Source organism: Chenggangzhangella methanolivorans, from assembly GCF_042648545.1.
GTDB classification, from domain to species: Bacteria; Pseudomonadota; Alphaproteobacteria; order Rhizobiales; family Methylopilaceae; genus Methylopila; species Methylopila methanolivorans.
Window position 1 is genome coordinate 363,905 of sequence record NZ_JBHRXS010000006.1, and the last position, 25,654, is coordinate 389,558.

Genomic DNA, 25,654 nt, shown 5'->3' on the forward strand with positions numbered 1-25,654 from the left:
GCCCATGGCGCTCACCAACGTCCGGTCGGATCTGCTCTCGCAGATCGGGCTTCAGCCGCCGTTCGCCTTTGACCTCATGCGGCGCGACGAGGTCTCGCGCACGCCGAACGGCCAGTCGATCACGACCGAGCTCGGCTGGCCGCTCTGGAAGCTCGCCTTCACGACGTCCGAGCGCAACTTCGGTGACGTCGTGCGCCAACAGGCGATCCTGAACCACCTCGCGAGCGTCGGGAACCTGTTCTACGCACATGACGTCCGGCGGCCGTTTCCCGGCGCCTATCCATCCGGCTTCGACCTCGCGAACCCGATCTATAATCCTGAATTTGAGGACGGGCTCACCGGTTGGGTGGTGTCCGCCGATTGCCAGATCACCAATGACGGCCGCGGCGGATCCAAGTGCGTGCAGCTCGACAAGCTGCTGGCGAGCGGCGGTTCAGATCGCCGGGTTCAGAATGATGCCGGGTTCTACGTCAACGTCACCGCTAACGAACCCTACGATTTTTCAGTCTACATAAAAAGCAATGTCGAGACGACGACAGGTATTCGTCTCGCGGTCAACTTCTACGACGTTTCCGGAACATACATTAGCCAGAGTGGCAACTCAGCCACAGCCGCCACGCCAGATTATGTGCAGAAGGTTCGGCGCGTGACCACGCCTCCGAACGCAGCGCTTGCCCAAGTTATCGTCGCGCTCACTGCATCGGCATCTTGTCGTTACCTCTACGTCGATAGCATCTCGTACCTGCCGACTTATGCAGGCTTCAGCGGTGTCGCCAAGATCCACACGCTCGACGCCAACAACAAGTCGCTCCGGCTCAAAAACACGATCTCGGGCTACAAGGTCAGCGTCGGCGATTACCTCGCCTTCAATTACGGCGGCGGCAGGCGAGCGCTCCATCAGGCGCTCGAGGATGTGGTCGCCGACAGCAACGGCACGACCCCGTTTTTCGACGTCATGCCCTTCATCCGGCCCGGCGCGGCGGTCGACGCCAATGTCGACCTCGTCAAGGCGACGGCGCTCTTCCGGATGGACCCCGGCTCCTTGCAGTCGCAGCTCGCGACCAAGATGTCCGGCAACCATTCGTTCTCCGCGACGCAGTTCGTAGGCCAGCCCTGATGCTTCAGTATTCGGCGGACCGTCTCGCGGTGCTCGCGAGCGGCGCCCTCGTCATGCGCGACGTCATTCGCGTCGAGGCGCGCAACCGCACGTCCGGCGCGGTCGAGACGCTCGCCTTCTGGTCCGACGACCATGACGTGACGCTGCCCGTGCTCGACCCGCTGACGGGCGCGACCGTCCAGCTCGCCTGCATCGGCGCCGGCGGGCTCGCGGAATACGGCGCGATCCCGGCGACCTGCGACCTCTCGGTCGAGGAGCTCAGCATCCACCTCGATCCGAACTCGCCGGCGATCCAGCTGCTGCGCACCTACGACGTGAAGTTCAGGCCCATCACGGTCTGGAGCGCGCTGTTCTCGGTCGAGAACCGCCAGATCGTCGAGGCCGCCGAGGTCGACTTCTACGGCCTGATCGACAATGTCGAGATCCGCACGCCGACGGAAAACGACGAGGGCGCGGCGGTGATCTCCTGCGTGAGCGACGCGCAGGAGATGTCGCGCGAAGAACCGGCCAAGCGCTCCGACGCCGACCAGAAGAAGAACCGCGACCCCGACGACGACTTCTACCAGTACGCAAACGTCGCCGGGAAATGGGAGATCTTCTGGGGCAAGGAAGGCGGCCGCCACCACGGCAAGGACATCAACTTCGAGCCGAACCCGTTCCGGGGCCGCCGATGATCGTTCGCCCCGCCGCCCTCTCGGACCTCGGGCCCGCGATCCTGATGTCGCGCCATTTCCACAAGGCGTCGGGCGTCGAATGGCGCTTCGAAACCGAGAAGACGCGCGCCTTCCTGCGCCAGTTCATCGCCTCGCCCGACACGCTCTGTCTCGTGGTCGAGCGCGACGGCGTGGCGCTCGGCATGTTCGGCGCGAGCTTCAACGACCACATGTTCTTCACCGGCAAGGTCGCGATGGTCTGGGGCCTCTGGCTTGAGCCCGAGATCCGCAAGACGTCGGCGTTCCGCGAGATCCTGCGCGCCTTCGAGGCCGAGTGCGGCCGCCGTCAGGTCCGCATGGCGGTGTTCGCTGCGCAGGTGAAGACCCCGCGGATCGGACGCCTGTTCGAGCGCCTCGGCTTCAGGCCCGCTGAAACCCACTACGTCCGGATGTTCGGCTGATGGCGGTTTTCAGCGTTCTCGGCGCGGCGCTGACGGCCGGCTCCTTCGCCACCGCCATCGGGCAGGTCGCGCTGGCGGTGGGCTTGAGCCTCGGCTCGCAGCTGCTGCGCCAGGCGCTCGCGCCCGATCCCGAAAAGCCGCAAACCGGCATCCAGGGAAAGATCCAGACCGACGGCGACAGCGTCGGGCGGTCCTTCCTGCTCGGAACGTCGTTCACGTCCGGCTCTCTGGTCTATGCCGGGACCTTCGGCACCGACGGCGATCAGGACAATCTCTATCTCGCGCAGGTCATTCAGCTCAGCGACCTGCCGATCCGCTCGCTCGACCGGATCTACGTTTCCGAGGACTGGCACGACATCCAGTGGAACGACACCAGCTGGCCCTTCGGCGCGCCGGTCAAGGACATGGGCAACATCCGCGACGACGGCACGGTCGCGACGCAGTGCATGTGGGTCCGCTTTTACGACGGCACCCAGACGACCGCCGACCCGAAGATGGTCAACTGGTTCGGCGCGCCCGGCCCGCGGCGGTGGACCAACAAGCACATCGGCAAGGGCTGCGCCTACGTCGTCGTCATCAGCCGCTGGAAGTCGAGCGTCTTCTCGAGCTTTCCGCAGCTCGGCTTCGAGTGTCAGGGCCTCAAACTCTACAACCCGGCGAATGACGGCTCGGTCGGCGGGTCGGGCTCGCAGCGCTTCGACAATCAGTCGACCTGGGGCGGCGTCACCGGCGACACGCTGAGCGCCGTCCAGATCTACAACATCATGCGCGGCCTGAAGTGGAACGGGTCGCACTTCTACGGCATGCAGAAGATGACGGCGCGCCGGTTGCCGGCTGAGCACTGGATCGCCCAGATCCAGAAATGCGCCGAGCTCGTGCCGGTCTCCAACTCGAACGACAAGGACGACGCGGCCGACACCGGAGCCGAGACGGAGCCGCGCTATCGCTCGGGCGCCGAGGTTCTGCTCGAGAACCCGGTCGCCGACACCATCAAGGATCTGATGAGCGCGTGCACCGGCCGGATGGCCGAGATGGGCGGTCTCTACAAGCTCCACGTCGGCAAGCCCGGCGACCCGGTGTTCTCGATCACCGACGAGGACATCCTCGTCACGTCCGAGCAGTCCTTCACGCCGTTCTTCGGGCTGGCCGACACCGTCAACGGCATCGTGGCGCGCTTCCCGAACCGTCGGGAAGGCTGGGCCATGAAGGACAGCAACCCGCTGACCACGCCCGCCTATGAGGCGGAGGACGGCGGGCGGCGGCTGCTGAAGGACGTGCAGCTGCCGATGGTCCCCTACAGGGGCCAGGTGTTCCGGCTGAAGCGCGAGGCGCTGAAGGTCCACCGCAACACGCGCCAGCATTCGTTCACGCTCGGGCCTCGCGCGCAGGTGCTCGAACCTGCCGACGTCATCTCGTGGTCGTCGGACCGCAACGGCTATGCGGCCAAGCGTTTCTCGGTCGACCGTCGCCGGCGCTTGCCGAACGGCAACGTCATGGTCGACGTGACCGAGTGCAACTTCTCGGACTACGACCCGCCCGCGCGGAACGAGTATCCGAAGCTCGTCGACGGGCCGCTCGTCCCCAAGCTCCCGCCCAAGAAGGTCGTCACCAACCTCGTCGCATCGCCCGCGACGGTGACGCAGGGCGGCAAGAAGCGGCCGGCGATCCGGCTCACCTACGCGGCCGGCAACCTCGTCGAGGACATGGACGGGCTCCTCTGGGAGCTGCGGATACCGGGCCAGAACGACAGGATCGCCGACGGCTACACCAAGGACCTCGACGGCGACGTCAAGATCCACCCGCAGGTGCTCGTCTCAGAGCAGGCCTACGAGGTCCGCGCGAAGTTCGACCCGAGCACGGGGCGGCGCGAAGCGCTGTGGTCCGACTGGATCGCGGTCACGACGCCGAAGGCCCGTCTTTCCGACGACGATCTCGACGACGACACCCGGCCGCTCACCCCGAACGCGCCGACCATCACCTCGAGCTTCGACCAGAAGGCCCGCGGCGCGCTTCGCACGCTCGTGTCGGTGTCGTGGATCGACAAGCCGAACGATCGCTTCGTCGATTACGAGGTGTTCTGGCGGCTGAACGCGGGGCAATGGGAGTCGAAGCGCACGGCGAGCAGCGACCGCCGCGTGCGCTTCCGCTGCAAGCCGGGCGACACGGTCGAAGCCTATATCCTCTCGCGCAACCGGCTCTGCAACGCCTCTGCGCCTTCTGCGACCGCGACCCATGTCGCCGCGTCGAAGTCGTCCAACGCCTCCGCGCCGAGCGGCTGGGATGTCGTCGGCACGTTTCGCGGTTTCCGGATCACGGGCAACAAGCCGACCGCGGACGACCACGACTTCTTCGAGGTCTTCTATCAGGACGCCGCAACCCCGGCGCCGGTCGGCGCGACGCCCGCGACCGTCACGGAAATCCGCAAGCCTCGCGTCGATCTGACGGGCTTCAACACGAACGATCTGCGGTTCTTCTGGGTTCGAGCCGTCGACACCTCGGGCAACCCGACCAACTGGTTCTATTTTGGCTCGGCGCGAGCTGACAAGAAGGTCGCCGACGACGACATAGACGACGTCACGGCTCCGCTGCAGCCCGACCCGCCGACGATCTCCTCGACGTTCCAGCAGAAGGGCCGGCGGGCGCTCCGCTCGCTCGTCACCGTCTCCTGGGTCGACAAGCCGGGCGACAAGTTCTCGGATTACGAGGTCTTCTGGCGCATCAACGGCGGCGCCTGGGAGTCGAAGCGCACCAAGAGCGACGAGCGGACGCTCCGCTTCCGCTGCGCGCCGGCGGACGCGGTCCAGGCGCGCATCATGGCGCGCAGTCGTCTCGGCAACGAGAGCGTCAAGTCGACGATCACGAGCCACACCGCGGCGGCGAAGAGCGCGAACACGACGCTCCCGACCGGCTGGGCGGCCGTCGGCGTCCTGAAGGGCTTTCGCCTCAAGGGCGACCGCGTCACGGTCGAGGACCACGACTTCTTCGAGGTCTACTACCAGGCGGCCTCGACGCCGGCGCCGACCGCCGCCACGGTTGCGACCGAGACCGAGATCCGGAAACCGCGGCTCGACCTCAGTGGGTTCGACACCGGCGACGTACGGTCGTTTTGGGTCCGCACCGTCGACACGAGCGGCTTCGCCTCAACGTGGGTGTCGCTCGGCTCCGCGACCGTCGCGACCAAGATCAAAGACAACGACGTCGACGACGTCGAGAAGCCGCTCCAGCCGAACGCGCCGGTTATCACGTCGGGCTTCCAGCAGAAGGGGCGCGGCGCTCTCCGGACGCTGGTGCAGATCTCGTGGACCGACAAGGCGAACGACAAGTTCTCGGACTACGAGCTCTCCTACCGGGTCAATGCGGGCTCCTGGCGCTCGACCCGCACGAAGAGCGCGGACCGAACCTTCTTCTTCCGATGCCAGCCCGGCGACGTCGTCCAGGCGCAGCTGATCTCGCGCAACCGGCTCGGAAACGAGAGCCCGCCGTCGGCGACGACCACGCACACGGCCGCCGCGAAGTCGAGCAACACCGACACGCCGAGTGGCTGGAACGCAGTCGGGACACTGAAAGGGTTCAGGCTCAAGGGCGACAAGCCGGCGGCCGACGACTTCGACTATTTCGAGCTGTTCTACCAGGCGGCGTCGAGCCCGGCGCCGACGCTGGCGACCGTGGCGACCGAGACCTTCATCCGAAAGCCACGCGTCGATCTCACCGGCTTCGAAACGGGCGACGTCCGGAGCTTTTGGATCCGCTCGGTCGACACCTCGGGATACATCTCGGCCTGGGTTTCGCTCGGGGCCGCGACCGCCGGCACGAAGATCAAGGATGTCGACCTCGACGACACGGCGCTCGCGACGCCTGCCGCGCCGACCATCACCTCGGTCTTCGCGCAGAAGGCCAAGGGTGGCCTGCGCTCACAGGTGACGATCGCCTTCGCGGCGAGCGCAGGCGCGGCCGACTACGAGGTCGAGTGGCGGATCGGCGCGTCGGGCGAATGGACGTCGCAGCGCACCAAGAGCGCCGACCTCAAGGTCAAGTTCAGAGCCTCGCCGGGCGATCAGGTTCAGGCGCGCGTCTGGGCCCGCAACAAGGTCCAGACAGAGTCCTCGAAGTCGGCGACCGCGACCCACACGGTCGTCGGCAAGGGCGGCGTGCCGGCGGCCCCAAGCGGTTCGGTCGAGGCCGCGTTCAAGGGCGCCAAGGTCACGCTCGCGAAGTCGACCGACGACGACTTCGACAGCTTCGAGCTCTTAGACCAGGCGACGCAGACGCCGGCGCCTACGGCTGCGAGCACGCCGACCGTCTTCGGCGTCACGACCACCCGCGTCGACCTCACGGCGCTCGCCAACGGCCAAGCCCGCCACTTCTGGGCCCGCCGGCGGGACACCTCGGACGGGGTCTCGGCGTGGACCTACCTCGGTCAGTCGACCGCCACGGGCGTCCAGAACAGCGATTTGACGGGCGTCATCGACGACACGTCAGCCGCGAGCGGCTTCACGTTCCCCGGCATCGTGGCGAACGCCGCGGCGCTGCCGGCGATCGGCGCGCGGACGCCGAAATTCATCTGGGCGATCGCGGAAAACAGGATCTATCAGCAGAATGCTGCCGGTACGGGCTGGACGGCGACGAACGACGCGACGCTGATCCTCGGGCAGCTGGTCGCCGCGCAGATCGCGGTCGGGACGCTGACCGCCGACCGCTTTGCCGTCGGCGCGCAGTTCGGCGCGAACCTTGTGGCGAACCCAAGCGCCGACAGCGGGTCCACGAACGGATGGGGGCGCGTTGAAGGCAACAACCGGGTTCTGACGACCACGGGCCCGGCTGGGCGCGGCGGGTCGGCCTCGTTTCGCATTACTGGCTCGGCCGGAGCAACGGCCTACGGCTGTCGCGCCTTCCCGGTCCAGGCGGGCAAGGTCTATTCGGTTCGTGCAGCCCTCCAGGCCTCGTCCGGCGTGGCGAACGGCGTCTTCGTGCGCATGTCCTACCTCAACAGCCGTCCGACCAACGAGAGCCTGTTGATCGGCAGCGGCGTCACGGGCGTCGACGCCCGGAGCGGGTCGGACGATCTCGACGGGTGGAACGGATCGAAGGCGCTCGCCGGCGACGTCTGGACTGATGTCTCGACGACATGGACGGCCCCGACGGGCGCGCAATGGGCGAGCCTCTCGTTCTATCGCTGGACCAACATGGGCGCGGTCGAGCTCTTCTTCGACGCGATTGAGGTCCGCGAGCAGCTGACCGGCGTCTCGATCGCCGACAACACAATCACGGCCGCCAAGGCGAACATCAACGACCTGATCGTCAGCGGCCTAGCGCTCTTCAACGGCGCCGCGTGGATCAAGAGCGCCTTCGTCGAAAGCCTTTCAGGCGACAAGGTCGAGCTGAACACGCTCCGCGTCGGCAAGCAGATCATCCTCGAGGACTTCGCCAACCTCATCCCCGACAACTATTTCCGATCGGTCGCGCCCTCTGGCGCGATGTGGGCGGCGGGCGGCTCGAACGTGCCGGTCGCCGCATCTCTCCCGCTGCAGGCGGACGGCGGCCGGGCTCTGGCCTTCGGCGGCGCGGTCGCTGCGCCCGCGGGCGACACGCTGCTCGGCTACGTCAATGCGACGCCGTTCCCCGTGAAGGCCGGTAAGAAATACAAGTGGAGCTGGTCGGCCCGCTATGACAACGCGGCCGGCACCGGCACCGCTCGGATGATGGTCTACTGGTACGACGTCAACGGCGCGGGCGTCGGCGCCAACACGATCGGGATCTGGAGCGCTGCGACCGAGGGCGTCAGCGTCCTGCCGTCGGCCGATGCGGGCGGATCCGACACAGTCACGGCCCCGGCCGGCGCGGTGTCCGCCGTCGTCCAGTTCCGGCGCGATGCGGCGGCGAACGGCGGGACCGACAGCGGCCTCGTCTACGTCTTCGACGCGATCTTCAAGCGGCCGGGCGACGAGACAATCATCAACCGCGGCGTGCTTACCCGCATGATCGAAGACAACGCGATCAGCGACTACGCCCAGGCGACGACCGGCGCGAACGCGCTCGCGCAGACGACATGGGTCGACCGTTCGGCCGCCGGCGTCGTCTATCCGGGCGGCACGGCGCGCGTTCAGGTCTCGGGCATGATCAGCCTCTCGGCGCTCGCGAGCGGGACCGTCACCGGCCAGTGCTCGGTCGAGATCCGGGCTTCGGCGCCCGGCGTGGCGACGGCGGTTGTGAAGTCGTGGACGCTGCCCGTCTTCGACAAGGCCGCCGCTTGGGGCTTCTCGTTCCTTCACAACCCCGGCCCGGCGGCGACGCTCACCTACACGATCTCGCTTCGGCGAGACACGACGCCCTCCTTCACCGTCGTCGAGAGCAACATCGTGGTCGGGAACGTGAAGAAATGACGATCTATTTCGGCTTCCACGACGCCAAGGGCGAGTTCCTGTCCTGGGGCGAATGCTCGGCCGAGCAGCTCGAGGCGCAGGTGAGCGCCGAAGGCCTGCGGCGCTACGCCTCCGACCAGCCGTTCTCGGCGGCGACGCATTACATGGACGAGCTCACGCTCGCGCCCCGACCCGAGATCGAGCCGCCGGCGACCCTCGCGGTCGCGGCCGACGGCGTCGACGAGGCGATCTGCTTCGCGCCGACAGGCTCGCTCGTCGTGATCGACGGGCAAGAGTTCGGCGTGATCGACGACGACGCCTTCGCGTTCACGTCCGAGGAGCCCGGCGCCTACGCGATCGAGCTTCGCCCGCCGTTCCCGTGGCGGCCCCTCGCCTTCGAGGTCGTGGCGTCGTGACCGCGTTCTCGGCTCGCAAACTCACCGACGCCCGCCGGGCGGAGGCCTGCGCGCGGATCGATGCGGCCGCTGAGGTCGCGCGCCTCGCCTTCATCACACCGGGCGCCGGTCAGATGCTCGTCTACGAGCAGAAGCTGCGCGAGGCCGAAGCCTTCTTGGCTGACGACACGATCGCCGAAGACCTCATTCCACACGTCGTCGCCGAGGTCGGCGTCACCGCCGAGACCAAGCACCAGGTGGCGACCGTCATCGTCTGGATGCGCGACGCCTGGCTGCAGGTGAGCCCGATGATCGAGCGCCGCCGCCTCGAGGCGAAGGCCGCCGCCATGAGCGCCATGACGCTCGCCGAGCTCGAGGCGGCAGAAGCCGCCCCGATGATCTGACCCCGCGGCCGTGGCCGCAACGAAGGAGACGACCCCGTGAAGTTTCAGCACAACTCCACCACGCGCCAGAGCGGCCGGCTCACCATGACGCTCGTCAACGACAACGGCGGCGACCCGACTAAGGCGCCGACGGACGAGGGCAACACCATCACGATCTACATCGGCGACCCCGACCAGTTCGGAGACCCGCGCCCGGCCGTGAAGGACGCGCTGAAGGCCGCGCTCGCAGCGATCGGCTGAGCTGCCGGGCGAGCGTCAGATCGCCACGAAGTTTTCGAGGAGACGTCCTCCTCGAAAGATCTCTAAGTGCTCCACGATCTCATCAGTTTCAGTATCGATCGTGCGCTTTGACGCTACGGCCACATTTCCGCGTCGAACAGCCGATCGCGCCCGTGCGACGGCTTGCTGCGCCGTGGCGAATCCGCAGGGGCGCCGGGCCTTCAGTCGGCCGCCTGCGTCCATGCGCCAGATGAGCACCACATAGACTGTGCTTTGGATCATGACTGCCGACTCACGCGAAACGCAGTATTCGACCGATGTCTGCAGTCACCCGTCCAGTCCGCATATCGCACTAGACATTTTACACTGGTGCGCTCGTAGCGATCGGCTGATCAGTCGGCGTTCGCCTTCGGGAGATGAGGCTTCTCTGCGTGCCGATCGACGACTGGAACAGCCGCCATTCGCGGCCGCTCTACCTCGCGGGCTGCTCTCAACGCGAGATTCCGGATCGCATCAGGCCGAGATAATCCCGGAGCACACGTAGCGATCCACAAGTCGATCACCTTCCATTCGTGATCGGCGAAGGTCGCATTCACGCTGCCGCGCATTGCGCGCGCCGCGCGACCGTTTCGTCTCGATGCTGACATCCTGATCTCAAAAAGGGCCGGCGCATTCGCGCGCCGGCAGTCATGGACTTGGAGTTCGGCGACGAGGTGCAAGTCGCCGACCGCCGATAAATGCCCAACCCCAATGATCGTTCCCGCCCGCTCACGCTGCGGGCTTTTTCATGCTCGGAGAACCCCTATGAACGTGCTGGCTATCCAGCAGCGGTTGAAGGCGCTCGGCTTCGATCCCGGCGCGCTCGACGGGATCTGGGGCCGCCAGACCATGGCGGCGGTCAAGCGCTTCCAGACGGCCCATGGTCTTCATGTCGACGGCATCGTCGGTCAGGCGACGACCGCCGCGCTCAACGCAGCGGCGGTTCAGGGCGGCCCCGGCAAGGCCGTGCCGCCGATCCTCGAACAGGGTCAGGTCGATCCCGTCTGGCTGGTCGAGGCGCGGCGCTGGATGGGTTTGCGCGAGATCGTCGGCGCGGCCTCGAACCCGAAGATCCTCGAATGGGGCAAGGCGGCCGCCGACTGGTTCGTGAACGACGACATTCCGTGGTGCGGCGCCTTCGTGTTCGGCCAGTTCGCCGCCGTGCTGCCCGACGAAAAGCTGCCGACGAACCCGCTCTGGGCTCGCGGCTGGGCGGTGTTCGGTCGGGGGCTGAGCAAACCGTCGCCTGGCGCGGTGCTGGTGTTCGAGCGCGGCCCGAACGCTGGCCATGTCGGCTTCTACGTCGGCGAGGACAAGACACGCTATCGCGTGCTTGGCGGCAATCAGTCGAACGCGGTCACTGAGACGTGGATCGAGAAAAAGCGGCTGCTCGCCATCCGCTGGCCGTCGACCGTAGCGCTGCCAGTCCCGCAGACCGTCGTCGTCAAGGGCGGCGGCCCGACCAGCACGAATGAGGCGTAACGGTTGAAGTTAAAGGCCGCTGAGCTTGAAGCCGACGTAGACGATCGCAACGCCGATCAACAGCGCCGCGATCATCGTCCATCCCGCGCGCAAATGCTTATTTCCGCTACCGAACGCCATGCGTGCACCCTCGCTGTTGCACGATCACAGCGCTAATTGCGCTCTAACGTTCCGACGCTGTGAGCACATTCGTCTTTGCGGCATGATTTGCCGTCGACGACCTATTTTAGGTCGGCGACTGAGCCTCCTCAGCATCTTCTGGGCGCGCCACGTCGCCTTCGATCGTGTCGGCGCCGCTTGGGATAGCATCGGCGTCGGCTTCCTTCTTGGAGTCGTCACCCGGCGTAACGAGATCCTTCATGTTCTCGCCTGCAGGCGGCTTTGGCGTTGCAGCCGTTTCGGTTGACGGGCGGTCATTGTCGTTCTGCATCGCAATCTCCTTCGGTTCTGGGCTTAACCGCTCTCAATGAGCTGCGTTCCGCGGCTGATCTCCATTCGTCTGACAAACGAACCGCGCTCGGCCGGTCGCCGGACATCCAATCCATCATGGTGATGATCATGAACCTGCTCACGCGGACGGCCCTGTGCTGCCTCGCCGCCATCTCACTCGCCGGCTGCGCTGCGCTTTCGAACGAAGCCACGCGCCTTGTCGGCGACGTCTGGGCCGACGCCCGCCCGCAGCTCATCCCGATCCTGTCGGCCGCCATCCTCGGCGCGGCCGGCGTCACCGTCACGGCGGCGGGCGCGTGGGGCGCCGCGGCCTTCAAGGCGATCCAGCGCCGCGAGCTCTTCGCCGCGCTCTATCGCGGGATGGACAACGGGCTGAAAGCCGCCTTCGCGCGCAAGCTGGCGAGCGGCGTCCCGCTGCCGGTGAACCCGGCCCCCGGCGACGTGGTCAAGCAGGCGCTCGACTACGTGAAGGAGAACGGCGCGCGTGAGATCGTCAAGCTCGGTCAGTCCGACGCGACGCTGGTCGAAAAGCTGGTCGCGCGAGCGCCAGAGGCGAAGGCTGCTGTCGTGACGGCTGACAGGGCGGCCAAGGCCGCGGTCCACTGAGGGCGCACGCGCATGCCCGATCGCCTGACCACGCCCGAGGGCGTCGACAAGCTCACCGACGACATCGCGGCGAAGCTTGCAAAGCTTCGCATGTCGACGGACAAGACGCCCGCAAACGGCAATGGCAACGGCCAGCGCTACTCGCTGTTCAAGGACTGGAACATCACCCCGGCGACGGCGCTCGTGCTGCTGAGCCTTGTGTCTGCCGGCGGCTTTTGGGTCTGGGACGTTACGGCGAAGGTCGCCAAGGTCGAAAAGCTCCGCAGCGATTTCGACGAGGCGAAGCGGGCGAGCGAGAGCGAGCGTAACGACCTGAAGAACCGCGTGGCGGCGCTCGAGGCGCAGAACTTTCAGTACAAGGAAGATCGGGTCAAATATCGCGAGGGGATCGCCGGGCAGCTCCAGATCATGAAAGACGACATCGGCGAGCTGAAGTCGAAGGGCGGCGGCAGCGAGTACCGCATTGCGCGGCTCGAGGAGGGCCAGTCGGCCATCAACGCCAGGATGGACCGAGCATTCGACATCTACAACAAGCGGTTCGACGACGCGAAGTCGGCACAGGCCGACATGTCGGGCGACATCAAGGTGCTGCGCGAGCAGTCCCAGCGCATCATCAACTGGCTGGAGGCGAGGGATCGGGGTCCGAGCGGCCCTTTCGCCCCAAATCAGACTTGGAGAGGCTTCCCGGCTTCCCGGGCTCCGTTCATCCTAAGAGCGAGCCCCTCACCCCGAAGCGCGGTTCAAATCCTCCGGGTCGCTGAGCATTTGCGATGAGCCGCCTTGTCCCTTTTTCGAAGCACATAGGTCGCAAAAAGCAGATCCACAATCGGATCGCACGTCCGTGAACATTCCGAAATGTTCTAGACCTTTTGCGCGCAATGTAACTGAACAAAACATTTACCACGAACCTAAGGCCGTCAATTGCCTGTCAGGTAACTCGCACTACGTGCAACTGAAGCGGCATTCGGGAGCGTTTTCATGGCGTCCGGTTCAGTCGATCATCTTGAGTTTCTGGTCGAGAAGATCGCGATAACGCTCGACGCAATGTCATCGCTAATGGAGACGATTTACAGGCTTGATTACCGAGGCTTCGATACGACTGACGCGCGAGGCAGGCTCGTTACGCTTCACCGTGAGCTTGTGGCATGGCGACAAACGCATGATGCGATGGCAGCTCTTCTAATTCGGTGCAGCCAGGCAAAAGAAAACCCGGCGCTTTGGGGCTTCGCGCCGGGTTCTCCACTAAGCGGTGTTCACTGGGCCGCGCCACCGCATTAGCTAGACGCACGAGCAGCGGAAGAGTTCCAACTGCGAGTAGCCCGACGCTTCGGGGAAGGGCGCCGGGCATCCCGAAAGACCCCCCGGACCTTACCCCTCGCTTCCCGGCCAATCCAAATAGGCATGCTCAGCGGCGGCCTGGGCCTCTTCCTTGGTCGCGCAGAACCCATCGTGGTTCGACGGCCAGCGCTTGCCGTCATCGCCGGCTGGCTTAAGCCGCGCGCTCACCCAGTACCAGAGCCCGTTCTGCGGGCCGCCGATAATCTGGAATACGCGAAGGACGTCGCATTCGGTGTCGAGAAGGCGCGCCGGGACGTGGCCGTCCTCGACCCGGTTCTTGTCGTTCGGCCAGGTGCGGGTCCAGACAAAGCGCGTCGGCATGGCGCGAGGATAGCGCCTCGAGGCAGGCTCGCCAGCTACCCCGCGACCAGCCCGCCATAGACCGGATCATGCGCCCGGCATTTCCAGACCGTCTGTCCGGTCGCCTGGCCCGGGCGTCCGAACGAGCCCCATGCGGAGCAGCCGGGAGTTCAAGGGCGCCGCCAATCTGGTTTGGAACCGATTGGAGCAAGGGGCTCTTAGAGTGCTGTGAACCAGCCGGGGTCGCAACGCAGCCTATCGGCGAAAGCGTGCTCGTGCTCTACAACGAGCGGGCCCTGCTCAAAAATAGCGAGTTCGATAGGTCGGTGGCTGTTTTACCGTGGAACCGGGTTAAGAGCTTGGCGGCGCTTCTTCGCTTCTTTGCGTCGAATGTCTCTCGCCTTAGGCTTGCGTTCAGCCTTGTTTTTAACAGTCGCTTTTTTGTCGCCACCAACTTCTTGTGGATTACCGTCTGCGTTTTTATCTCTATGTACTTTGGACTTTTTGACAAATTCACTCTCAAAGCGGCTTTGCTCAAGCCCTTTGAGAATATCTTCTAATAGTTTTTCTGATTTTTGGTTGGGATTTTGTTGGGCTTGCTGCATCGTAAATTGGTCTTGCCGTCGCTGAATTTCCGCCATTTCGAGATCAAGTTTATACGACCCGATTGCGGCGACTGAGGCTAAGGCGGTAAGCGAAGTCAGCGCTATCTTGAAGCCATTACGAAGCAAGCTGCCAATTTTGGAGTTTGTCTTAGATACATTTTCTATGTAACTCTGCGGAGTTGTTTCGCCCCTTAAAAAGGCCAAGCTTTCCGCATTAATCTCACGCAGATTGGCTCTTGTTGTCGTTTCCCTAGATAGCTCTCTGACAATTTCGAGTGAAGTATCATAGAGGCCGTCAGCCACTTTTGCGTGCGGATACCTACACCGCGGGTTTTGGCAGGTTTCCTCGTTATCTCGGTTCCAGAACCGGGGACTTGAAACGTCGTAATTACGAGAGGGGAAAATTGATCCGCATCTCGGACATTGGGCCTGGACTCGGGGTCCCTTGCGGCCAGTCCAACCAACTTGAGTGCGACTTGAAGCCGCCCCTTCCACTAGGGCGTTCGGATCCTGATTTATTCGCGTGCCTTCAATATTCACCTCATCAGAAGTTCGAATATCGAACGGCTTATAAACGTTATCAAATGTTGCATTACTGATTGATACGCCGGCGTCTCGTGCGTGTATTCCCACATCGTACCCGGATATTCTTGCATCTGTAATTCGGACGTTTTTAGCGCCGTTTATAACTATCGCTTTGGAAACCACTAGATGCTCCGCCGCCCGCCTAACGAGAATTAATCGGTTGTACGAAGCATAATCCGGTGTAGGCGCGTACGGGATCGCAAACCTAGATCATGACCGTTAAGCACAAGCGCGTTCGACCTTGAGCGCATCCCCAAGCGACCGGGCCGAAGTGTGCGATGCACGTCCTTGCTGAAAATGCCTCCAAGATGAAATGAAGTGGGCCGACCGTTGAACGGACGGCCCAAGTATCAAACGCTTACCACTGACTTTCAAGCTGATGGTTGCCGCCGAGGCGCTGCCGGCGATATCGCGCTGCGTTCAATCGCAGGGGCTGCGCGCTCCTGTCCGTAGTTTCACGAACTCGACGTCACCAGTGCGAGTGAGATGAATTTACCTCTGCAACCGTAGGGGCATCTCATGATCGTAGCAAAGCTCGTCGTCGCGGCCGGCCTTATCCACGCGCAAGCGACCACCACCAACATCGACATCCCTCATGACAGCGCCGTGCGGGCGCTCGCGATCGCGGATCAATGCGATCCCGATAAGATCTATACGGACGTCATTCGGGTGGTAGCGCTCTCTGTCGGCCTCAACTTCGACAAGCCAAGCGAAGCCGACGCAGACATCATCGCCGCCACCCGAGCGCAATACAAAACGCTTTCGAAAGACGGACGGAAGCTGGCCTGTAAGCTCGTCACCCGCCTGATGAAGAAGGCGGCGAAGGAAATTTCAGAATAGAAGACGACCGCAAAGCGCTCCGCCTCGGCCTCGGCCGGTCGGGGCGCTTTGCGTTTCAGGCTCGCGCGCCGGCGGCGAAGCGCACGCCGCCGGGTTGTGCTTGTCACGGTCTTTGGTGGGTCTCAGCGAATGCGCTGAAAGCTGTTCGGAAATGATCCCCTGGTGGCGCCTGGGGCAATGTCTAAAAGCTGCGTTAGCGTCTGGTCCTTGGGCGTGAAGAACCAAGGCTCATAGTTCGGAATGATGGAGCCTGAGACCTCGCAGGGCTCGGCCGTCTTGTACTGGCCCCAACGGTCGCTCATCCGAAGAATGAGGCCGTCGCCGATTGGGAGCATCTCGGATGCGTAGATACCGATATAGGTCGGAGCGCCCTGGTAATTATCAAAACAACCGTCCTTAAGATCGAACGAGGCCGTCGTTGTCTTACCATTCTTCAGATTGGTGGCGTTCAGCGTGACCTTGACGTATTTCTTGCCGCGCTCGTCATAAGGGGCGGTTTCGCTCTGAAAAATCAGGCGGTCGCCGACGATCGCAAGATCTGGGTTGCCGGGAATGTAGTGATAGGTCAACCGGGTAGACGGGGCGACCAAGGCCTGGGTCCCGCTCGGGGTGCCGTCCGTCGACCAGATGTCGGAATAGTGGACAAAGTCTCGGCGGAAATAGAGGCGACCGCCATAGGCGGCCAATGCCCCTTGAACATTGACGAGCGCGCCAGAGGCATCAATCAGCTGTCGAGTTCCGTTTGATGCGCCGTCGGAGATCCAAAGCTGAGCAACCTGGCCTCTTGTGGCCCGAAAGCCGACCTTATCGCCAAACACCACGTAGCCACCGGGGTTGCCGCCTTCTTCACGAAAGCCAATATCTTTGAGGATCTGTGTCCCTTCAGCGGTGCCGTCCGACACCCAAGGCTCGTAACCTGACGCGTCTGTGCGCCGGGTAAGAATGAGCTTGTCGCCAAAAAGCGTCGGCGGTTCGGAGTAGGAGCCCCTGCCGCCCTGTCGCGGCATTAAGAACAAAACGCTCGACGACGCCGTGGCCTCGTCGATGATTTGAAAGGCTTCCGTCGTGTTCATCAGGCTGCTGATGAAAGACGTGCGGCCGTTGAACTCGAAGACACTCGTAACACTGTAAAATGGCGCAGCCGAAATTTCTCGCGTGCCCTTTTGCGTCCCGTCGGTCGAAATAAGCTTTCCGTTGTTCACGACGTAAAGACGTCCGCGTACCGGCGCGAAAGCCCTTGCTTCTGTAAGATTTTCAATAAGAGGATGATTCAGCTTCTGAAGTTTTCCGGATCGCGTCAGAACGTAAAGGCCTGTTTGATCGCTGACGCGGAGAGCGTCGTTTGTCACAAGCAAAAGAGATTTGTCACCGACCGGATAGGCGCTAAGCCTCAGCATTTCCTTAGAGCCAGCGATCAGCTCACTGGTGCCGGCCGACGTGCCGTCGCTGACGTAGACGCCCCAACCGCTCTTCGGCGATTGCGCAATAAAGGCGGTGAGGGCAACGCTCTTCTTCGCCGCTACTGGTTGGGGGATGGCGGCTGCGCCAAGCACGGCGACAGCGAGCGCTGACATCAAATTCCGAACGCTCATGAGACTGCGAATGCGCATGCGAATTGCCCCGACAGGAATACCGCACGCTGAATAGCGTAAGAGTTGCAGAAAATCGCTATCTCACGCCGGCTCTAACAGAATTTTTGCCTAAAGCGTCATCTCGTGCCGCTCGATCAATGCGACCATGAGGGTCGACCGGGCCGACACGAGAAACGGCACCGGCCGCGCGCCGGTGAGCATCTCGCGCACCTTTCCGGCGTAATGCCGAACGGTCTCATCGCCGGGCTCCAGATGTTCGAGGGGCAACGAGCTCGCCCGGTTCCATGGCGCTTACCTCAGCCATGAGGCCAGCAGCGCGACCGGAGCGAGCCAGTAGAGCGCGCAGAGCGCGATCACAGCTGCGCCAAGAACTGCGCGCCAGGCTGGGCGGGAGAGCGCTGCGTCGATCTTCTCGGCTCCGCGCAGCAGCCAGTCCTTCGGCTCGTAAGGCGGCGGCGAGGCGCCCCGATTTCCCGCTTGTTCCATTTTCGTTCTCATGGAATCGATGGGGCTCAAACGGAGCGGCGAACATGGGTGAAGCGGCCGAGAACCCCTTCGAAGATGAGAGACTAGCGGCCGACGAGGCGGCCGTCGACGAGGCGATTCTCAGGGCCGGCGGCGAGCGCCAGGCGGTGCGGGCACTGCTCGTCGAGATCGGCGAGCGTGAAGTGGCCCTCGTCGCCTTAAGGTCGCGCGTCTCGCTCGGCTTTGAGCGAGGGCGGCAGCCGGCCCGGCCGGTGCGGTGACGATCGAGACCCTCGGCGACGCTCTGCGATCTGGCTGGCGCGTCCGCGTGCGCTGCGCGTTCGGCAACCGTGCAGGCCTGAAGTCGATCCGCGAATGCCAGGAGGCGAAGGAACTCGACCTGCCGTCTCTGGTTTGGACGCGCGGCCGCAACTTCCCGCTGGCGCGCCTCGGCGAACGCATGATGTGTCCGGCCTGCGGCTCGCTGAAGGTCACCGTGATGTTCGACCCGCCGGCGGGGGGAGGGCTCGCGGTACAGGTCGCGGCCGCACCGTCGATGGATCGCAATGCGGGGCTCAAGGCGACCGTCGACCATTTCGGCGCGAACGGCAGCATCAGGCGCCGGCTCGCTGCTGCGGTTCATACGGAGATTGCTCGAGGGGCCTTCGAGGTCGCCATCCGAGAGGTCGAGCTGGACGAAGGCGAGCAGATTATTCTTCGGCAGGGCTCTAGCTTGATCAAGGCCTACCCAGAGCTCACGCGAGCGCCGCACGACGCAGCAGCCGTTAACGCCGAATATGCGAAGCTCCGAGAGGGGCTTCCGAAGGGCCGGACGCGCCGGTGGAAGTAGCGAGACAGCCAATCGGCGGCAGGGCAGAGTAGGGCGCATGTGCAACCTCTACTCGCTCACCAAGGGTCAGGCCGCAATCCGCGAGCTCACCCGCGCGATGGTCGACCGAACCGGCAACCTGCCGCCGATGCCGGGCATCTTTCCGGACTACGCCGCTCCGATCGTTCGGAACGGCGCCGATGGTCGCGAGCTCGCGCTCGCGCGCTGGGGCATGCCGTCGAGCCAGAAGGCGTTGTTCGACGCCGCGTCGAAGCGCGCCGACAAGCTCCGGGCCAAGGGCAAGGATGTCGACTTCGACGAGCTGCTGAAAATGGAGCCGGACAGCGGGACCACGAACATCCGCAACGTCGCGTCGAAGCACTGGATGCGCTGGCTCGGCGTCGAGCACCGCTGCGTCGTGCCCATGACGAGCTTCAGCGAGTTCAACCGCGACGCCGGCGGCGACGTCTGGTTCGCCCTGTCGGAGGAGCGGCCCCTCTGCGTCTTCGCCGGGCTTTGGACGACCTGGTCTAGCGTCAGGAAGATCAAGAACGGCTGGGAAGCTGAAATGGAGCTCTATGGGTTCCTGACGACCGAACCGAACGCGGTTGTCGCGCCGATCCACCCGAAGGCGATGCCGGTCATCCTGACCACTGAGGAGGAGATCGACCTCTGGATGCGAGCGCCCTGGGAGGAGGCGAGGGCGCTTCAGCGGCCGCTGGCAAATGATGCGCTGGTGATCGTGGCTCGAGGTGTGAAGAAGGACGGCGTCGAACAAGCGGCATAGCCCGGGATGCCTGCCGGATGCATCGCCCGACCGGGTCGCGGCCGGGCGCGCAGACTAGTCAGGCTGGCTCATGTAGACGAGCGACGCGCCCATTGCGCTCGCCTCGTCGGGCTTCAGCAGGATCTTCACCTGAACCAGGCCGGGATCGTAGATTTCGAGCACGATCTCGCCATCCACGACAGCAAGCGACCACCTTCGGGCTTCTTCTTCCATAACTTTCTCCTGCCCGCTTTATTGCGGGTCGAGGAGCGTTCCATCCGTGATGACGGCCGGTATCCGGGCGCCGGTTTGTCAACAAAATTTGCTTAAAATGATCGATTGGTCAGTAACTTGTCGTCCTGATTTGGGACGCGGCGACTTCCAGGACCCCATAGACGGGATCGTGCGCCCGACATTTCCAGACGGTCTGTCCGGTCTGGCCCGGCCGTCCGAACGAGCCCCATGCGGTGCAGCCTGGATGCTCGCAGCGATGATCGACGTGAACGGCCGTTTCAGCGGGCGGGGTAGGCTGGGGCGTTTCCATGGGCCGTCGTTTACGGGGTAGCGGGGGATTCTAGAAGGTGATCGACGCGGCCTCCCGGCAGCTTATAGAGGCTCGTTGGAAGCGGCCTCCTGGAGCGCCAACTGTCGGTCACGCCGTCGATGGCCGGGACGGGCCGATAGCGCTCACCGCGTCAAAATCTAATCGCTGGAGACCGGGCTGTCGGTCGTTAGCGTCGTTCCCACAGCCGGTCGCGTCGGGGATAGAGAACCGTCTCGTCTTCCTCGCCAGTGGCGATCCGAATGATCTTGATGGCGTTGCCGATCACGTTGGTGGGGCGCTTCTCGCCTTTAGGTCCGATCGGCATCGGTCACCTCCACAACCGCAATTTGTTCAGATGAGGAGAAGCGTGCTTGAAATCTTGCAACAATACGCTCGTCTTCGCCAACCAAATCTGCCGTATGCGGTTTATTTTTTCTGTTAACCCTGCTCCTGTCTTGAGCAAAAGAAAGCAACCGCGCTTTCGCATTTTCTTTCGCTAGATGGAGAGATTCGGGAGTAGCGACGACATCCAGGACGTCGCAGTCACCATATTCAGTGCGATAACATCGTATAACAAGAACTTCAGGTCGGCACATCATTGCCTCCCGTGCTTTCCGCTCCCCAGAGCGCTAGTAGTCCAGCGGACCGAACCCGGACGGCACTTTTTCGGAGAATCTGACACGCTGATGGCCGGCGATCGATGGACCGACGAAGTCGACGTAAAAAGCGTCTCCGCGCCAGATCCACCGATCTCCGCGCTCAGTTGAGATATAATCCGGAAGCTCGAAGGTCCCGGGCAGAGCCGCCTCCTCGAACGCGAAGCCGGCGAGGGTATGGCGGCTCACGCTTAAGCGTTGGCATTCTACGGTTATTGGCATTTTCTTCCCTTCTCGTCGCCCCGCCGCCAACGAATCGTGGCTGAGGCATCGGGATCGGTCAAGACGGGCAGACCCGGCCGGCTAAGGCGCGCACCAATCCGGCTTGTTCTTCTTGAACGGCCGCGGCCATGGCCGCGCGTGGCCCTCGCGCACGAGGATCGCCGCGAGATCCTCGCCCTCGACATAGACGACCGCGAGCGAGCGGTTGTGGCTGTCGCGGCCGCCGAGCCGGTCGATCGACCAATCTCCCGACGCCATCAACTCCACGACCCGCCGGCGCGCCGCCTTGGCGCGCTCGATCTCGCGCGCGCATTTGGCCGGAGCGAAGCCGTCTGCGTGAATCTCGGGCGCGTCGATCGGCCCGGTCTCGGACGTCACGCGGATTTTCTCGCGGCCGAGATAGATCGTGTCGCCGTCGACGACATAGAGGTCGGCGGCGAAAGCGGGGGAGGCGAGGAGCGCGGCGGCGAGCGTGAGACTTTTCCCAAAACCAGCCCGAAACCGAAGTCGGTGAGACGGCGAAAACGTTGATTTTCTAGATGCCGACAAAGATTTTAAGTCTCGTGCGTCTACCGGTTTCGCCACGTCCGCGCAGCACCGGGCATCGCCGAAAACGCGGCGCGCCGCAAGACGGCGCAGGCCCGCGCACTGGCACGCTCATTCCAGACAGCGCTTCATCACGCGACGCCCGAGCGTGCGCACGCTCGTCGCGTCGAAATGCACGTTGTCGCGCTTCGCAAGATCGTCGACGTCGACGAGACGCACGCGGAGCGCCGGATCGCCAGCGATGCGGGTCTGCATCGCGCGGAAGTTCTCGGTCGCGACGCGCGCGGTCTCCGTATTGTCGCGCCTCTGCGACAGGCGCGGCCAAACGATCGTCATCTCGGTTTGTCCGAGCGCAGTCTCGACGCCCGCGATCAGGCGGCGGAAGGCGGCTTCGTAGAGATCCCCGTCCTTCGCGCGGTCGGCTTCGCCCTGTACCCACACGAAACAACTCGCGACATGGCCTTCGGCCGCGATGGTCCGGAGATGGGCGCGCATCTGGCCGTAGAGATTGGTCGACGGGCCGTCGGGAGACCAATGATCCGGGTTCAGGAGGCTGGTCTTGCCGCGGGCGAATTTGAAGAACCTGGCGCCGTCGCCCTCGAAGGTCTCGACGTAGCGCTCGGCCATTCCCCATTCCGGTCCGAAATTGACGTGCTGGTGCTGCAGCGCCGGATATTGGACGGTGTTCTGCCCAAGTCTCATGATGACGAACGACGGTTCGGCGGCGTCGTTCTTCCAGATTTTGACATTGGGTAGGGTCGCGCCGGCGTCGAGGTCGGGAGCCATGTCGAGGACGCCGCCGGCCGCTACGGCGTTCGACTGTCCCGCGATCACGAACAGCCGCGTTTCGGCGGCGATAGACGGCGTCGTCGCACAGGCGACAATGCCGAGCAAAGCGGCGCGCAGAACGGCGCGCCCGGTCGCAATCATGGAGTGCCTCGCGCCGGTGATTGAACGAAGACAGGCGACGGACCCGACCAGCGGTTCCGATGGGCGCTAAATTCTACAAAATCGATAGACATATAAATGCGACCAAGCGTCCGGTGCCGGGCGCGGTCGATTTTTCCGGCGGCGCCTGACCACGACTCGCGCGCCGGGGCCTTTCCATTGTGCGGCGCACAAAAAGAAAAGGCGCGCCCTTGGGACGCGCCTTTTCCAGTATGCCGCGCGGGGGCGGCGCGGCGGATAAATTGTCCGGCGAGGTCAGCCGAGCGCGCCCGGCCTCAGCCGGAGCGGCGGCTCGAAAGCGGAGCCGCCGGGCCGGTCGTCAGAACCGGAAGGGGCCGCGGAGAGCGTTGAGACTCTCCAGACCGGTCGTCTTGAGGTCGTCCTGCGAGGGCGACTGGCGCGCCTCGACGGCCGCGCCGACCCGGCCCGCGGCGGCGATCAGGGCGATGGTCTCGAGGACCCCGCCGACCATCTCGCGGACGCCAAGGGACGGCGAAGCGGGCCGGCCGATGGCGAGGGACAGATTGCGTGCCACTTTCAGTCTCCAATCAGTTGTGAGGCGGTCGCCTCGTGTGACTGAAGGTAATCCCGATGCCGCAGCGCACAATGTGCTAAAGTCTAAGATGAGCCATGCGTGCATCGCATGTCTCCACAACCGTAGATTCGTAAAATTGTAAGGAGTCGTTCCGCGGCTCAGCCGGCGGCGGCGCCGGAGCGCATATCTGACAGCATGGCTTCGACCGCGGCCTTGGCGTTCGCCAGCGCCCGCTCGTCTCGCGATCGCAACACGAGATTGGTGTTGAAGCGGTCTCCGTCGGTGAACGGATAGCTGCCGATCGAGACAGAGGGATGGGCCTTCTGGACCTCGCCCAGCGCCATCGCGATGTCGCCTTCCTTGGCGTCGGCGCGCAACGTCGCGCTCGCGACGGGGACGCCGGTCTTGAGCTCAGGGATCACCACGTCGAGCATCGCCCGCATGATCGAGGGCACGCCCGCCATGACGAAGACGTTCTCGAGCCGGAAGCCCGGCGCCTTCGAGACGCTGTTGGCGATGAGGTCGGCGCCGAAGGGAATGCGGGCCATTCGCAGGCGGCCTTCGTTGAGATCGGCCGGGTTCGGGAATCGCTCGCGCAGCATCGCGACGGCGCGCGGGTCGTGGTCGACGGCGACGCCGAACGCCGCTCCGATCGCGTCGGCGGTCTTGTCGTCATGCGTCGGGCCGATTCCGCCGGTGGTGAACACGTAGGTGTTGCGCGCCCGGAGCGCGTTCACCGCCTCGACGATCGCGGGCTGGTCGTCCGAGACCACGCGCACCTCCATGAGGTCGACGCCGATCGCGCCGAGCGCCAGAGCGATGTGGTTGGAGTTGGTGTCCCGCGTGCGGCCCGAGAGGATTTCATCCCCGATCACGACGATGGCGGCGGTGACGGGGGCGGGCTGATCGGACATGGAACGCTCGGAGGCTCGACGGATCGGGCAGGCTATCGGAAGACGCGCGGCGAGCAAGCGGCGCGCCGCTTGGCGATCGGGCCGCCCGCGCGATAGACGAGATCGGACGGCGAGCCGAAAGGGACAGGATGCGGTTTCAGGGAACGAGCGGCTACATCGCGACCGACGACCTCAAGATCGCGGTCGACGCCGCGTCGACGCTCGAAAAGCCTTTGCTGGTCAAGGGAGAGCCGGGAACCGGCAAGACGGCGCTTGCGGCCGAGGTCGCGGCCTCCATGGGCGCGCCGCTGCTCGAATGGCACGTGAAGTCGACCACCAAAGCGGTTCACGGGCTTTACGAATACGACGCCGTGGCGCGGCTCCGGGACGGCCAGCTCGGCGATCCGCGCGTGTCGGACATCTCAAATTATATCCGCAAGGGCCCGCTCTGGACCGCGTTCGAAGCGCCGCAGCGCCCGGTGCTGCTGATCGACGAGATCGACAAGGCCGACATCGAGTTTCCCAACGATCTCCTGCGCGAGCTCGACCGGATGGAGTTCTTCGTGCACGAGACCGGCGAGACGATCCGCGCGCGGGAGCGTCCGGTCGTCATCATCACCTCGAACAACGAGAAGGAGCTGCCGGACGCCTTTCTGCGCCGGTGCTTCTTCCACTTCATCCGCTTCCCCGACCCGGACACGATGGCGCGCATCGTCGAGGCGCATTTCCCGGGACTGAAGAAGCGCCTGCTCGAGGAGGCGCTGCAACTGTTCTACGAGGTTCGCGAGGTTCCGGGCGTCCGCAAGAAGCCCTCGACCAGCGAACTGCTCGACTGGCTGAAGCTGCTGCTGGTCGAGGACATCTCGCCCGAGACGCTGCGCGAGCGCGATTCCCGCAAGGCGATCCCACCGATGCACGGGGCGTTGCTCAAGAACGAGCAGGACGTCCAGCTGTTCGAGCGTCTCGCCTTCATGGCGCGCCGCGGCGGGCGCTAAGCCCTTGATTTCAGCGATTGATCACCCGCGTCGGCTGTAGCGCGGCGTCGACCTGCGCTCCATAATGGCGCGGCGGCGAGAGGCCAATTGACCGAACTCGGGAAAGCCGCGGACAAGGCGACGGAGAGCGCCTTGTCTCTTTCTGCGTTCTGCGGCCATCTCTTCGACGGCGCCGTCACTCCTTTCTGGCGGGCGCGCATGGCGGCGCAGCCGTCGGCGTCATGGCCGAAGGACAAGACCGACTGTCAGGCCAGGATCGCGGGCCAGGAGCTGCTGTCGGGGGTCATGACGACGTTCAACGGCGTGCTGGCGCCTGCGGCCCGCGCGCTCGGGGCGGCGGACGCGCCGGTTCTCGCGATCGAAGCGCAGAAGCCTTACTTGGCGGACGGCGGTCGCCTCGTGGACGCGCGGTTTCGAATGTCGGCGAGCCGCTACATGCTCATGAAGGACCGGCTCGCCGGCAAAGTGCTGGTGATCGACGAGGCCATGAGCTTCGGCTACGCGAACAACGGTCAGCTGGTCGGCTACGTGTATGACGCGGCGGCGTTCAGGAAACGCAAAGCCGGAAATCGCGTCTTCAACGCGCTCGTCGATCCGGTCACCGACGAGATCGGCGACGTCGCCGAGAAATGCGGCCTCAAGGACAAGGCGCTCTGCTTCGGGCAGATCGTCGTCTACCAGAAGATGCTGTTCACGCAGGCCTTCGCATATCTGCAAGGCGTGCAGATCCGCGACCGCGTGAAGGTGCTGATCGACTGAGACGGACGGCGCGGCGTGGGAAACTCCCCGCCGCGCCTGATCCGGATCTCA

At 64.3% G+C, this 25,654-nt stretch carries 29 protein-coding genes; 16 read left to right on the plus strand and 13 right to left on the minus strand.

All coding sequences use genetic code 11. From position 1 onward, the window contains the following. Positions 1–4: 4 nt before the first annotated feature. From ACFOWB_RS12995 to ACFOWB_RS13025, 7 genes are read left to right on the plus strand one after another with little or no spacing between them, the layout of a single operon-like run. Positions 5–1,117, plus strand: coding sequence for a carbohydrate binding domain-containing protein (locus tag ACFOWB_RS12995; RefSeq protein ID WP_378147690.1), 1,113 nt, complete (start codon positions 5–7; stop codon positions 1,115–1,117). Beyond that, positions 1,117–1,791 (plus strand): hypothetical protein, encoded by a 675-nt coding sequence (locus ACFOWB_RS13000; RefSeq protein WP_261402636.1) that lies wholly within the window; start codon positions 1,117–1,119, stop codon positions 1,789–1,791. Before ACFOWB_RS12995 ends, ACFOWB_RS13000 begins: the two co-directional genes overlap by 1 nt. Continuing rightward, positions 1,788–2,231, plus strand: coding sequence for a GNAT family N-acetyltransferase (locus ACFOWB_RS13005; protein WP_261402637.1), 444 nt, complete (start codon positions 1,788–1,790; stop codon positions 2,229–2,231). Before ACFOWB_RS13000 ends, ACFOWB_RS13005 begins: the two co-directional genes overlap by 4 nt. Beyond that, positions 2,231–8,611 carry a phage tail protein gene (locus ACFOWB_RS13010; protein WP_261402638.1) on the plus strand — a complete coding sequence of 2,127 codons (6,381 nt, stop codon included), beginning with the start codon at positions 2,231–2,233 and terminating at the stop codon, positions 8,609–8,611. Before ACFOWB_RS13005 ends, ACFOWB_RS13010 begins: the two co-directional genes overlap by 1 nt. Then, positions 8,608–9,006, plus strand: a complete 399-nt coding sequence (locus tag ACFOWB_RS13015) for a hypothetical protein (protein WP_261402639.1) — start codon at positions 8,608–8,610, stop codon at positions 9,004–9,006. Before ACFOWB_RS13010 ends, ACFOWB_RS13015 begins: the two co-directional genes overlap by 4 nt. Beyond that, on the plus strand, positions 9,003–9,389 hold the full coding sequence (locus ACFOWB_RS13020; protein WP_261402640.1) for a hypothetical protein: 387 nt from the start codon (positions 9,003–9,005) through the stop codon (positions 9,387–9,389). The genes ACFOWB_RS13015 and ACFOWB_RS13020 overlap by 4 nt, the downstream gene beginning before the upstream one ends. A gap of 36 nt (positions 9,390–9,425) precedes the next feature. Next, positions 9,426–9,629, plus strand: a complete 204-nt coding sequence (locus ACFOWB_RS13025) for a hypothetical protein (RefSeq protein ID WP_261402641.1) — start codon at positions 9,426–9,428, stop codon at positions 9,627–9,629. A gap of 15 nt (positions 9,630–9,644) precedes the next feature. On the opposite strand, the gene ACFOWB_RS13030 is transcribed toward ACFOWB_RS13025, so the two are convergent. Beyond that, complete coding sequence (locus ACFOWB_RS13030; protein WP_261402642.1) at positions 9,645–9,890, minus strand: hypothetical protein; 246 nt, start codon at positions 9,888–9,890, stop codon at positions 9,645–9,647. Between the two features lie 522 nt (positions 9,891–10,412). On the opposite strand from ACFOWB_RS13030, the gene ACFOWB_RS13035 reads away from it, so the two are divergent. After that, positions 10,413–11,129, plus strand: coding sequence for an NlpC/P60 family protein (locus ACFOWB_RS13035; RefSeq protein WP_261402643.1), 717 nt, complete (start codon positions 10,413–10,415; stop codon positions 11,127–11,129). A 226-nt stretch (positions 11,130–11,355) separates the two neighbouring features. Here ACFOWB_RS13035 and ACFOWB_RS13040 read toward each other — a convergent pair whose 3' ends face one another. Beyond that, positions 11,356–11,559, minus strand: a complete 204-nt coding sequence (locus ACFOWB_RS13040; RefSeq protein WP_261402644.1) for a hypothetical protein — start codon at positions 11,557–11,559, stop codon at positions 11,356–11,358. A 116-nt stretch (positions 11,560–11,675) separates the two neighbouring features. Here ACFOWB_RS13040 and ACFOWB_RS13045 point away from each other — a divergent pair, with 116 nt between their 5' ends. Both ACFOWB_RS13045 and ACFOWB_RS13050 read left to right on the plus strand, forming a co-directional pair. Then, positions 11,676–12,185, plus strand: coding sequence for a hypothetical protein (locus ACFOWB_RS13045; RefSeq protein WP_378147695.1), 510 nt, complete (start codon positions 11,676–11,678; stop codon positions 12,183–12,185). A gap of 12 nt (positions 12,186–12,197) precedes the next feature. Beyond that, positions 12,198–12,959, plus strand: coding sequence for a hypothetical protein (locus ACFOWB_RS13050; protein WP_378147697.1), 762 nt, complete (start codon positions 12,198–12,200; stop codon positions 12,957–12,959). A 594-nt stretch (positions 12,960–13,553) separates the two neighbouring features. On the opposite strand, the gene ACFOWB_RS13055 is transcribed toward ACFOWB_RS13050, so the two are convergent. Both ACFOWB_RS13055 and ACFOWB_RS13060 read right to left on the minus strand, forming a co-directional pair. Further along, a complete protein-coding gene (locus ACFOWB_RS13055) occupies positions 13,554–13,844 on the minus strand; it encodes a hypothetical protein (RefSeq protein WP_261402647.1) in 291 nt (96 codons plus the stop codon). Positions 13,845–14,158: 314 nt separating this feature from the next. Beyond that, positions 14,159–14,731: a hypothetical protein gene (locus tag ACFOWB_RS13060; RefSeq protein WP_378147700.1), complete on the minus strand. Its 573-nt coding sequence runs from the start codon at positions 14,729–14,731 to the stop codon at positions 14,159–14,161. 801 nt (positions 14,732–15,532) lie between these two features. Between ACFOWB_RS13060 and ACFOWB_RS13065 the strand changes: the two genes are divergently transcribed. Further along, positions 15,533–15,853, plus strand: coding sequence for a hypothetical protein (locus ACFOWB_RS13065; protein WP_378147702.1), 321 nt, complete (start codon positions 15,533–15,535; stop codon positions 15,851–15,853). Positions 15,854–15,975: 122 nt separating this feature from the next. Here ACFOWB_RS13065 and ACFOWB_RS13070 read toward each other — a convergent pair whose 3' ends face one another. The 3 genes from ACFOWB_RS13070 to ACFOWB_RS13080 form a co-directional block, all read right to left on the minus strand. After that, positions 15,976–17,427 (minus strand): hypothetical protein, encoded by a 1,452-nt coding sequence (locus tag ACFOWB_RS13070; RefSeq protein ID WP_378147704.1) that lies wholly within the window; start codon positions 17,425–17,427, stop codon positions 15,976–15,978. A 126-nt stretch (positions 17,428–17,553) separates the two neighbouring features. After that, positions 17,554–17,712 carry a hypothetical protein gene (locus ACFOWB_RS13075; RefSeq protein ID WP_261402652.1) on the minus strand — a complete coding sequence of 53 codons (159 nt, stop codon included), beginning with the start codon at positions 17,710–17,712 and terminating at the stop codon, positions 17,554–17,556. 24 nt (positions 17,713–17,736) lie between these two features. Further along, positions 17,737–17,931: a hypothetical protein gene (locus ACFOWB_RS13080; protein ID WP_261402653.1), complete on the minus strand. Its 195-nt coding sequence runs from the start codon at positions 17,929–17,931 to the stop codon at positions 17,737–17,739. A 44-nt stretch (positions 17,932–17,975) separates the two neighbouring features. Here ACFOWB_RS13080 and ACFOWB_RS13085 point away from each other — a divergent pair, with 44 nt between their 5' ends. Genes ACFOWB_RS13085 through ACFOWB_RS13095 form a run of 3 tightly spaced genes read left to right on the plus strand, consistent with a single transcriptional unit; the run spans position 17,976 to position 19,526 of the window. Continuing rightward, positions 17,976–18,191, plus strand: coding sequence for a hypothetical protein (locus ACFOWB_RS13085; protein ID WP_261402654.1), 216 nt, complete (start codon positions 17,976–17,978; stop codon positions 18,189–18,191). After that, positions 18,188–18,760, plus strand: coding sequence for a hypothetical protein (locus ACFOWB_RS13090; RefSeq protein ID WP_261402655.1), 573 nt, complete (start codon positions 18,188–18,190; stop codon positions 18,758–18,760). The genes ACFOWB_RS13085 and ACFOWB_RS13090 overlap by 4 nt, the downstream gene beginning before the upstream one ends. Before the next feature lie 37 nt (positions 18,761–18,797). After that, positions 18,798–19,526, plus strand: a complete 729-nt coding sequence (locus ACFOWB_RS13095) for an SOS response-associated peptidase (RefSeq protein ID WP_378147707.1) — start codon at positions 18,798–18,800, stop codon at positions 19,524–19,526. 54 nt (positions 19,527–19,580) lie between these two features. Here the strand turns inward: ACFOWB_RS13095 and ACFOWB_RS13100 are convergent, their stop codons facing one another. From ACFOWB_RS13100 to ACFOWB_RS13125, 6 genes are all read right to left on the minus strand, one after another. Next, the gene (locus ACFOWB_RS13100; RefSeq protein ID WP_261402656.1) at positions 19,581–19,739 is read right to left on the minus strand and encodes a hypothetical protein; all 159 of its coding nucleotides are present in this window, start codon (positions 19,737–19,739) and stop codon (positions 19,581–19,583) included. 497 nt (positions 19,740–20,236) lie between these two features. Further along, positions 20,237–20,374, minus strand: coding sequence for a hypothetical protein (locus tag ACFOWB_RS13105; protein ID WP_261402657.1), 138 nt, complete (start codon positions 20,372–20,374; stop codon positions 20,237–20,239). Positions 20,375–21,008: 634 nt separating this feature from the next. After that, complete coding sequence (locus ACFOWB_RS13110; protein WP_261402658.1) at positions 21,009–21,476, minus strand: thermonuclease family protein; 468 nt, start codon at positions 21,474–21,476, stop codon at positions 21,009–21,011. 108 nt (positions 21,477–21,584) lie between these two features. Further along, positions 21,585–22,403, minus strand: coding sequence for a sialate O-acetylesterase (locus ACFOWB_RS13115; protein ID WP_261402659.1), 819 nt, complete (start codon positions 22,401–22,403; stop codon positions 21,585–21,587). A gap of 337 nt (positions 22,404–22,740) precedes the next feature. Next, entirely contained in the window at positions 22,741–22,956 is a 216-nt protein-coding gene (locus tag ACFOWB_RS13120; RefSeq protein ID WP_261402660.1) for a hypothetical protein, read from the minus strand. Between the two features lie 158 nt (positions 22,957–23,114). Beyond that, positions 23,115–23,870 carry a competence/damage-inducible protein A gene (locus tag ACFOWB_RS13125; protein ID WP_261402661.1) on the minus strand — a complete coding sequence of 252 codons (756 nt, stop codon included), beginning with the start codon at positions 23,868–23,870 and terminating at the stop codon, positions 23,115–23,117. A 128-nt stretch (positions 23,871–23,998) separates the two neighbouring features. Between ACFOWB_RS13125 and ACFOWB_RS13130 the strand changes: the two genes are divergently transcribed. Both ACFOWB_RS13130 and ACFOWB_RS13135 read left to right on the plus strand, forming a co-directional pair. Then, on the plus strand, positions 23,999–24,844 hold the full coding sequence (locus ACFOWB_RS13130) for an AAA family ATPase (RefSeq protein ID WP_261402662.1): 846 nt from the start codon (positions 23,999–24,001) through the stop codon (positions 24,842–24,844). Positions 24,845–24,976: 132 nt separating this feature from the next. Beyond that, positions 24,977–25,603 (plus strand): hypothetical protein, encoded by a 627-nt coding sequence (locus ACFOWB_RS13135; RefSeq protein ID WP_378147712.1) that lies wholly within the window; start codon positions 24,977–24,979, stop codon positions 25,601–25,603. Positions 25,604–25,654 lie beyond the last annotated feature (51 nt).

Coding starts and splice junctions, on each gene's coding strand:
- ACFOWB_RS12995 (WP_378147690.1), top strand. CDS start 5: ATGGCGCTCACCAACGTCCGGTCGGATCTGCTCTCGCAGATCGGGCTT.
- ACFOWB_RS13000 (WP_261402636.1), top strand. CDS start 1,117: ATGCTTCAGTATTCGGCGGACCGTCTCGCGGTGCTCGCGAGCGGCGCC.
- ACFOWB_RS13005 (WP_261402637.1), top strand. CDS start 1,788: ATGATCGTTCGCCCCGCCGCCCTCTCGGACCTCGGGCCCGCGATCCTG.
- ACFOWB_RS13010 (WP_261402638.1), top strand. CDS start 2,231: ATGGCGGTTTTCAGCGTTCTCGGCGCGGCGCTGACGGCCGGCTCCTTC.
- ACFOWB_RS13015 (WP_261402639.1), top strand. CDS start 8,608: ATGACGATCTATTTCGGCTTCCACGACGCCAAGGGCGAGTTCCTGTCC.
- ACFOWB_RS13030 (WP_261402642.1), bottom strand. CDS start 9,890: ATGATCCAAAGCACAGTCTATGTGGTGCTCATCTGGCGCATGGACGCA.
- ACFOWB_RS13035 (WP_261402643.1), top strand. CDS start 10,413: ATGAACGTGCTGGCTATCCAGCAGCGGTTGAAGGCGCTCGGCTTCGAT.
- ACFOWB_RS13040 (WP_261402644.1), bottom strand. CDS start 11,559: ATGCAGAACGACAATGACCGCCCGTCAACCGAAACGGCTGCAACGCCA.
- ACFOWB_RS13045 (WP_378147695.1), top strand. CDS start 11,676: ATGGTGATGATCATGAACCTGCTCACGCGGACGGCCCTGTGCTGCCTC.
- ACFOWB_RS13050 (WP_378147697.1), top strand. CDS start 12,198: ATGCCCGATCGCCTGACCACGCCCGAGGGCGTCGACAAGCTCACCGAC.
- ACFOWB_RS13055 (WP_261402647.1), bottom strand. CDS start 13,844: ATGCCGACGCGCTTTGTCTGGACCCGCACCTGGCCGAACGACAAGAAC.
- ACFOWB_RS13065 (WP_378147702.1), top strand. CDS start 15,533: ATGATCGTAGCAAAGCTCGTCGTCGCGGCCGGCCTTATCCACGCGCAA.
- ACFOWB_RS13070 (WP_378147704.1), bottom strand. CDS start 17,427: ATGTCAGCGCTCGCTGTCGCCGTGCTTGGCGCAGCCGCCATCCCCCAA.
- ACFOWB_RS13080 (WP_261402653.1), bottom strand. CDS start 17,931: ATGGAACAAGCGGGAAATCGGGGCGCCTCGCCGCCGCCTTACGAGCCG.
- ACFOWB_RS13085 (WP_261402654.1), top strand. CDS start 17,976: ATGGGTGAAGCGGCCGAGAACCCCTTCGAAGATGAGAGACTAGCGGCC.
- ACFOWB_RS13095 (WP_378147707.1), top strand. CDS start 18,798: ATGTGCAACCTCTACTCGCTCACCAAGGGTCAGGCCGCAATCCGCGAG.
- ACFOWB_RS13100 (WP_261402656.1), bottom strand. CDS start 19,739: ATGGAAGAAGAAGCCCGAAGGTGGTCGCTTGCTGTCGTGGATGGCGAG.
- ACFOWB_RS13105 (WP_261402657.1), bottom strand. CDS start 20,374: ATGCCGATCGGACCTAAAGGCGAGAAGCGCCCCACCAACGTGATCGGC.
- ACFOWB_RS13115 (WP_261402659.1), bottom strand. CDS start 22,403: ATGATTGCGACCGGGCGCGCCGTTCTGCGCGCCGCTTTGCTCGGCATT.
- ACFOWB_RS13125 (WP_261402661.1), bottom strand. CDS start 23,870: ATGTCCGATCAGCCCGCCCCCGTCACCGCCGCCATCGTCGTGATCGGG.
- ACFOWB_RS13130 (WP_261402662.1), top strand. CDS start 23,999: ATGCGGTTTCAGGGAACGAGCGGCTACATCGCGACCGACGACCTCAAG.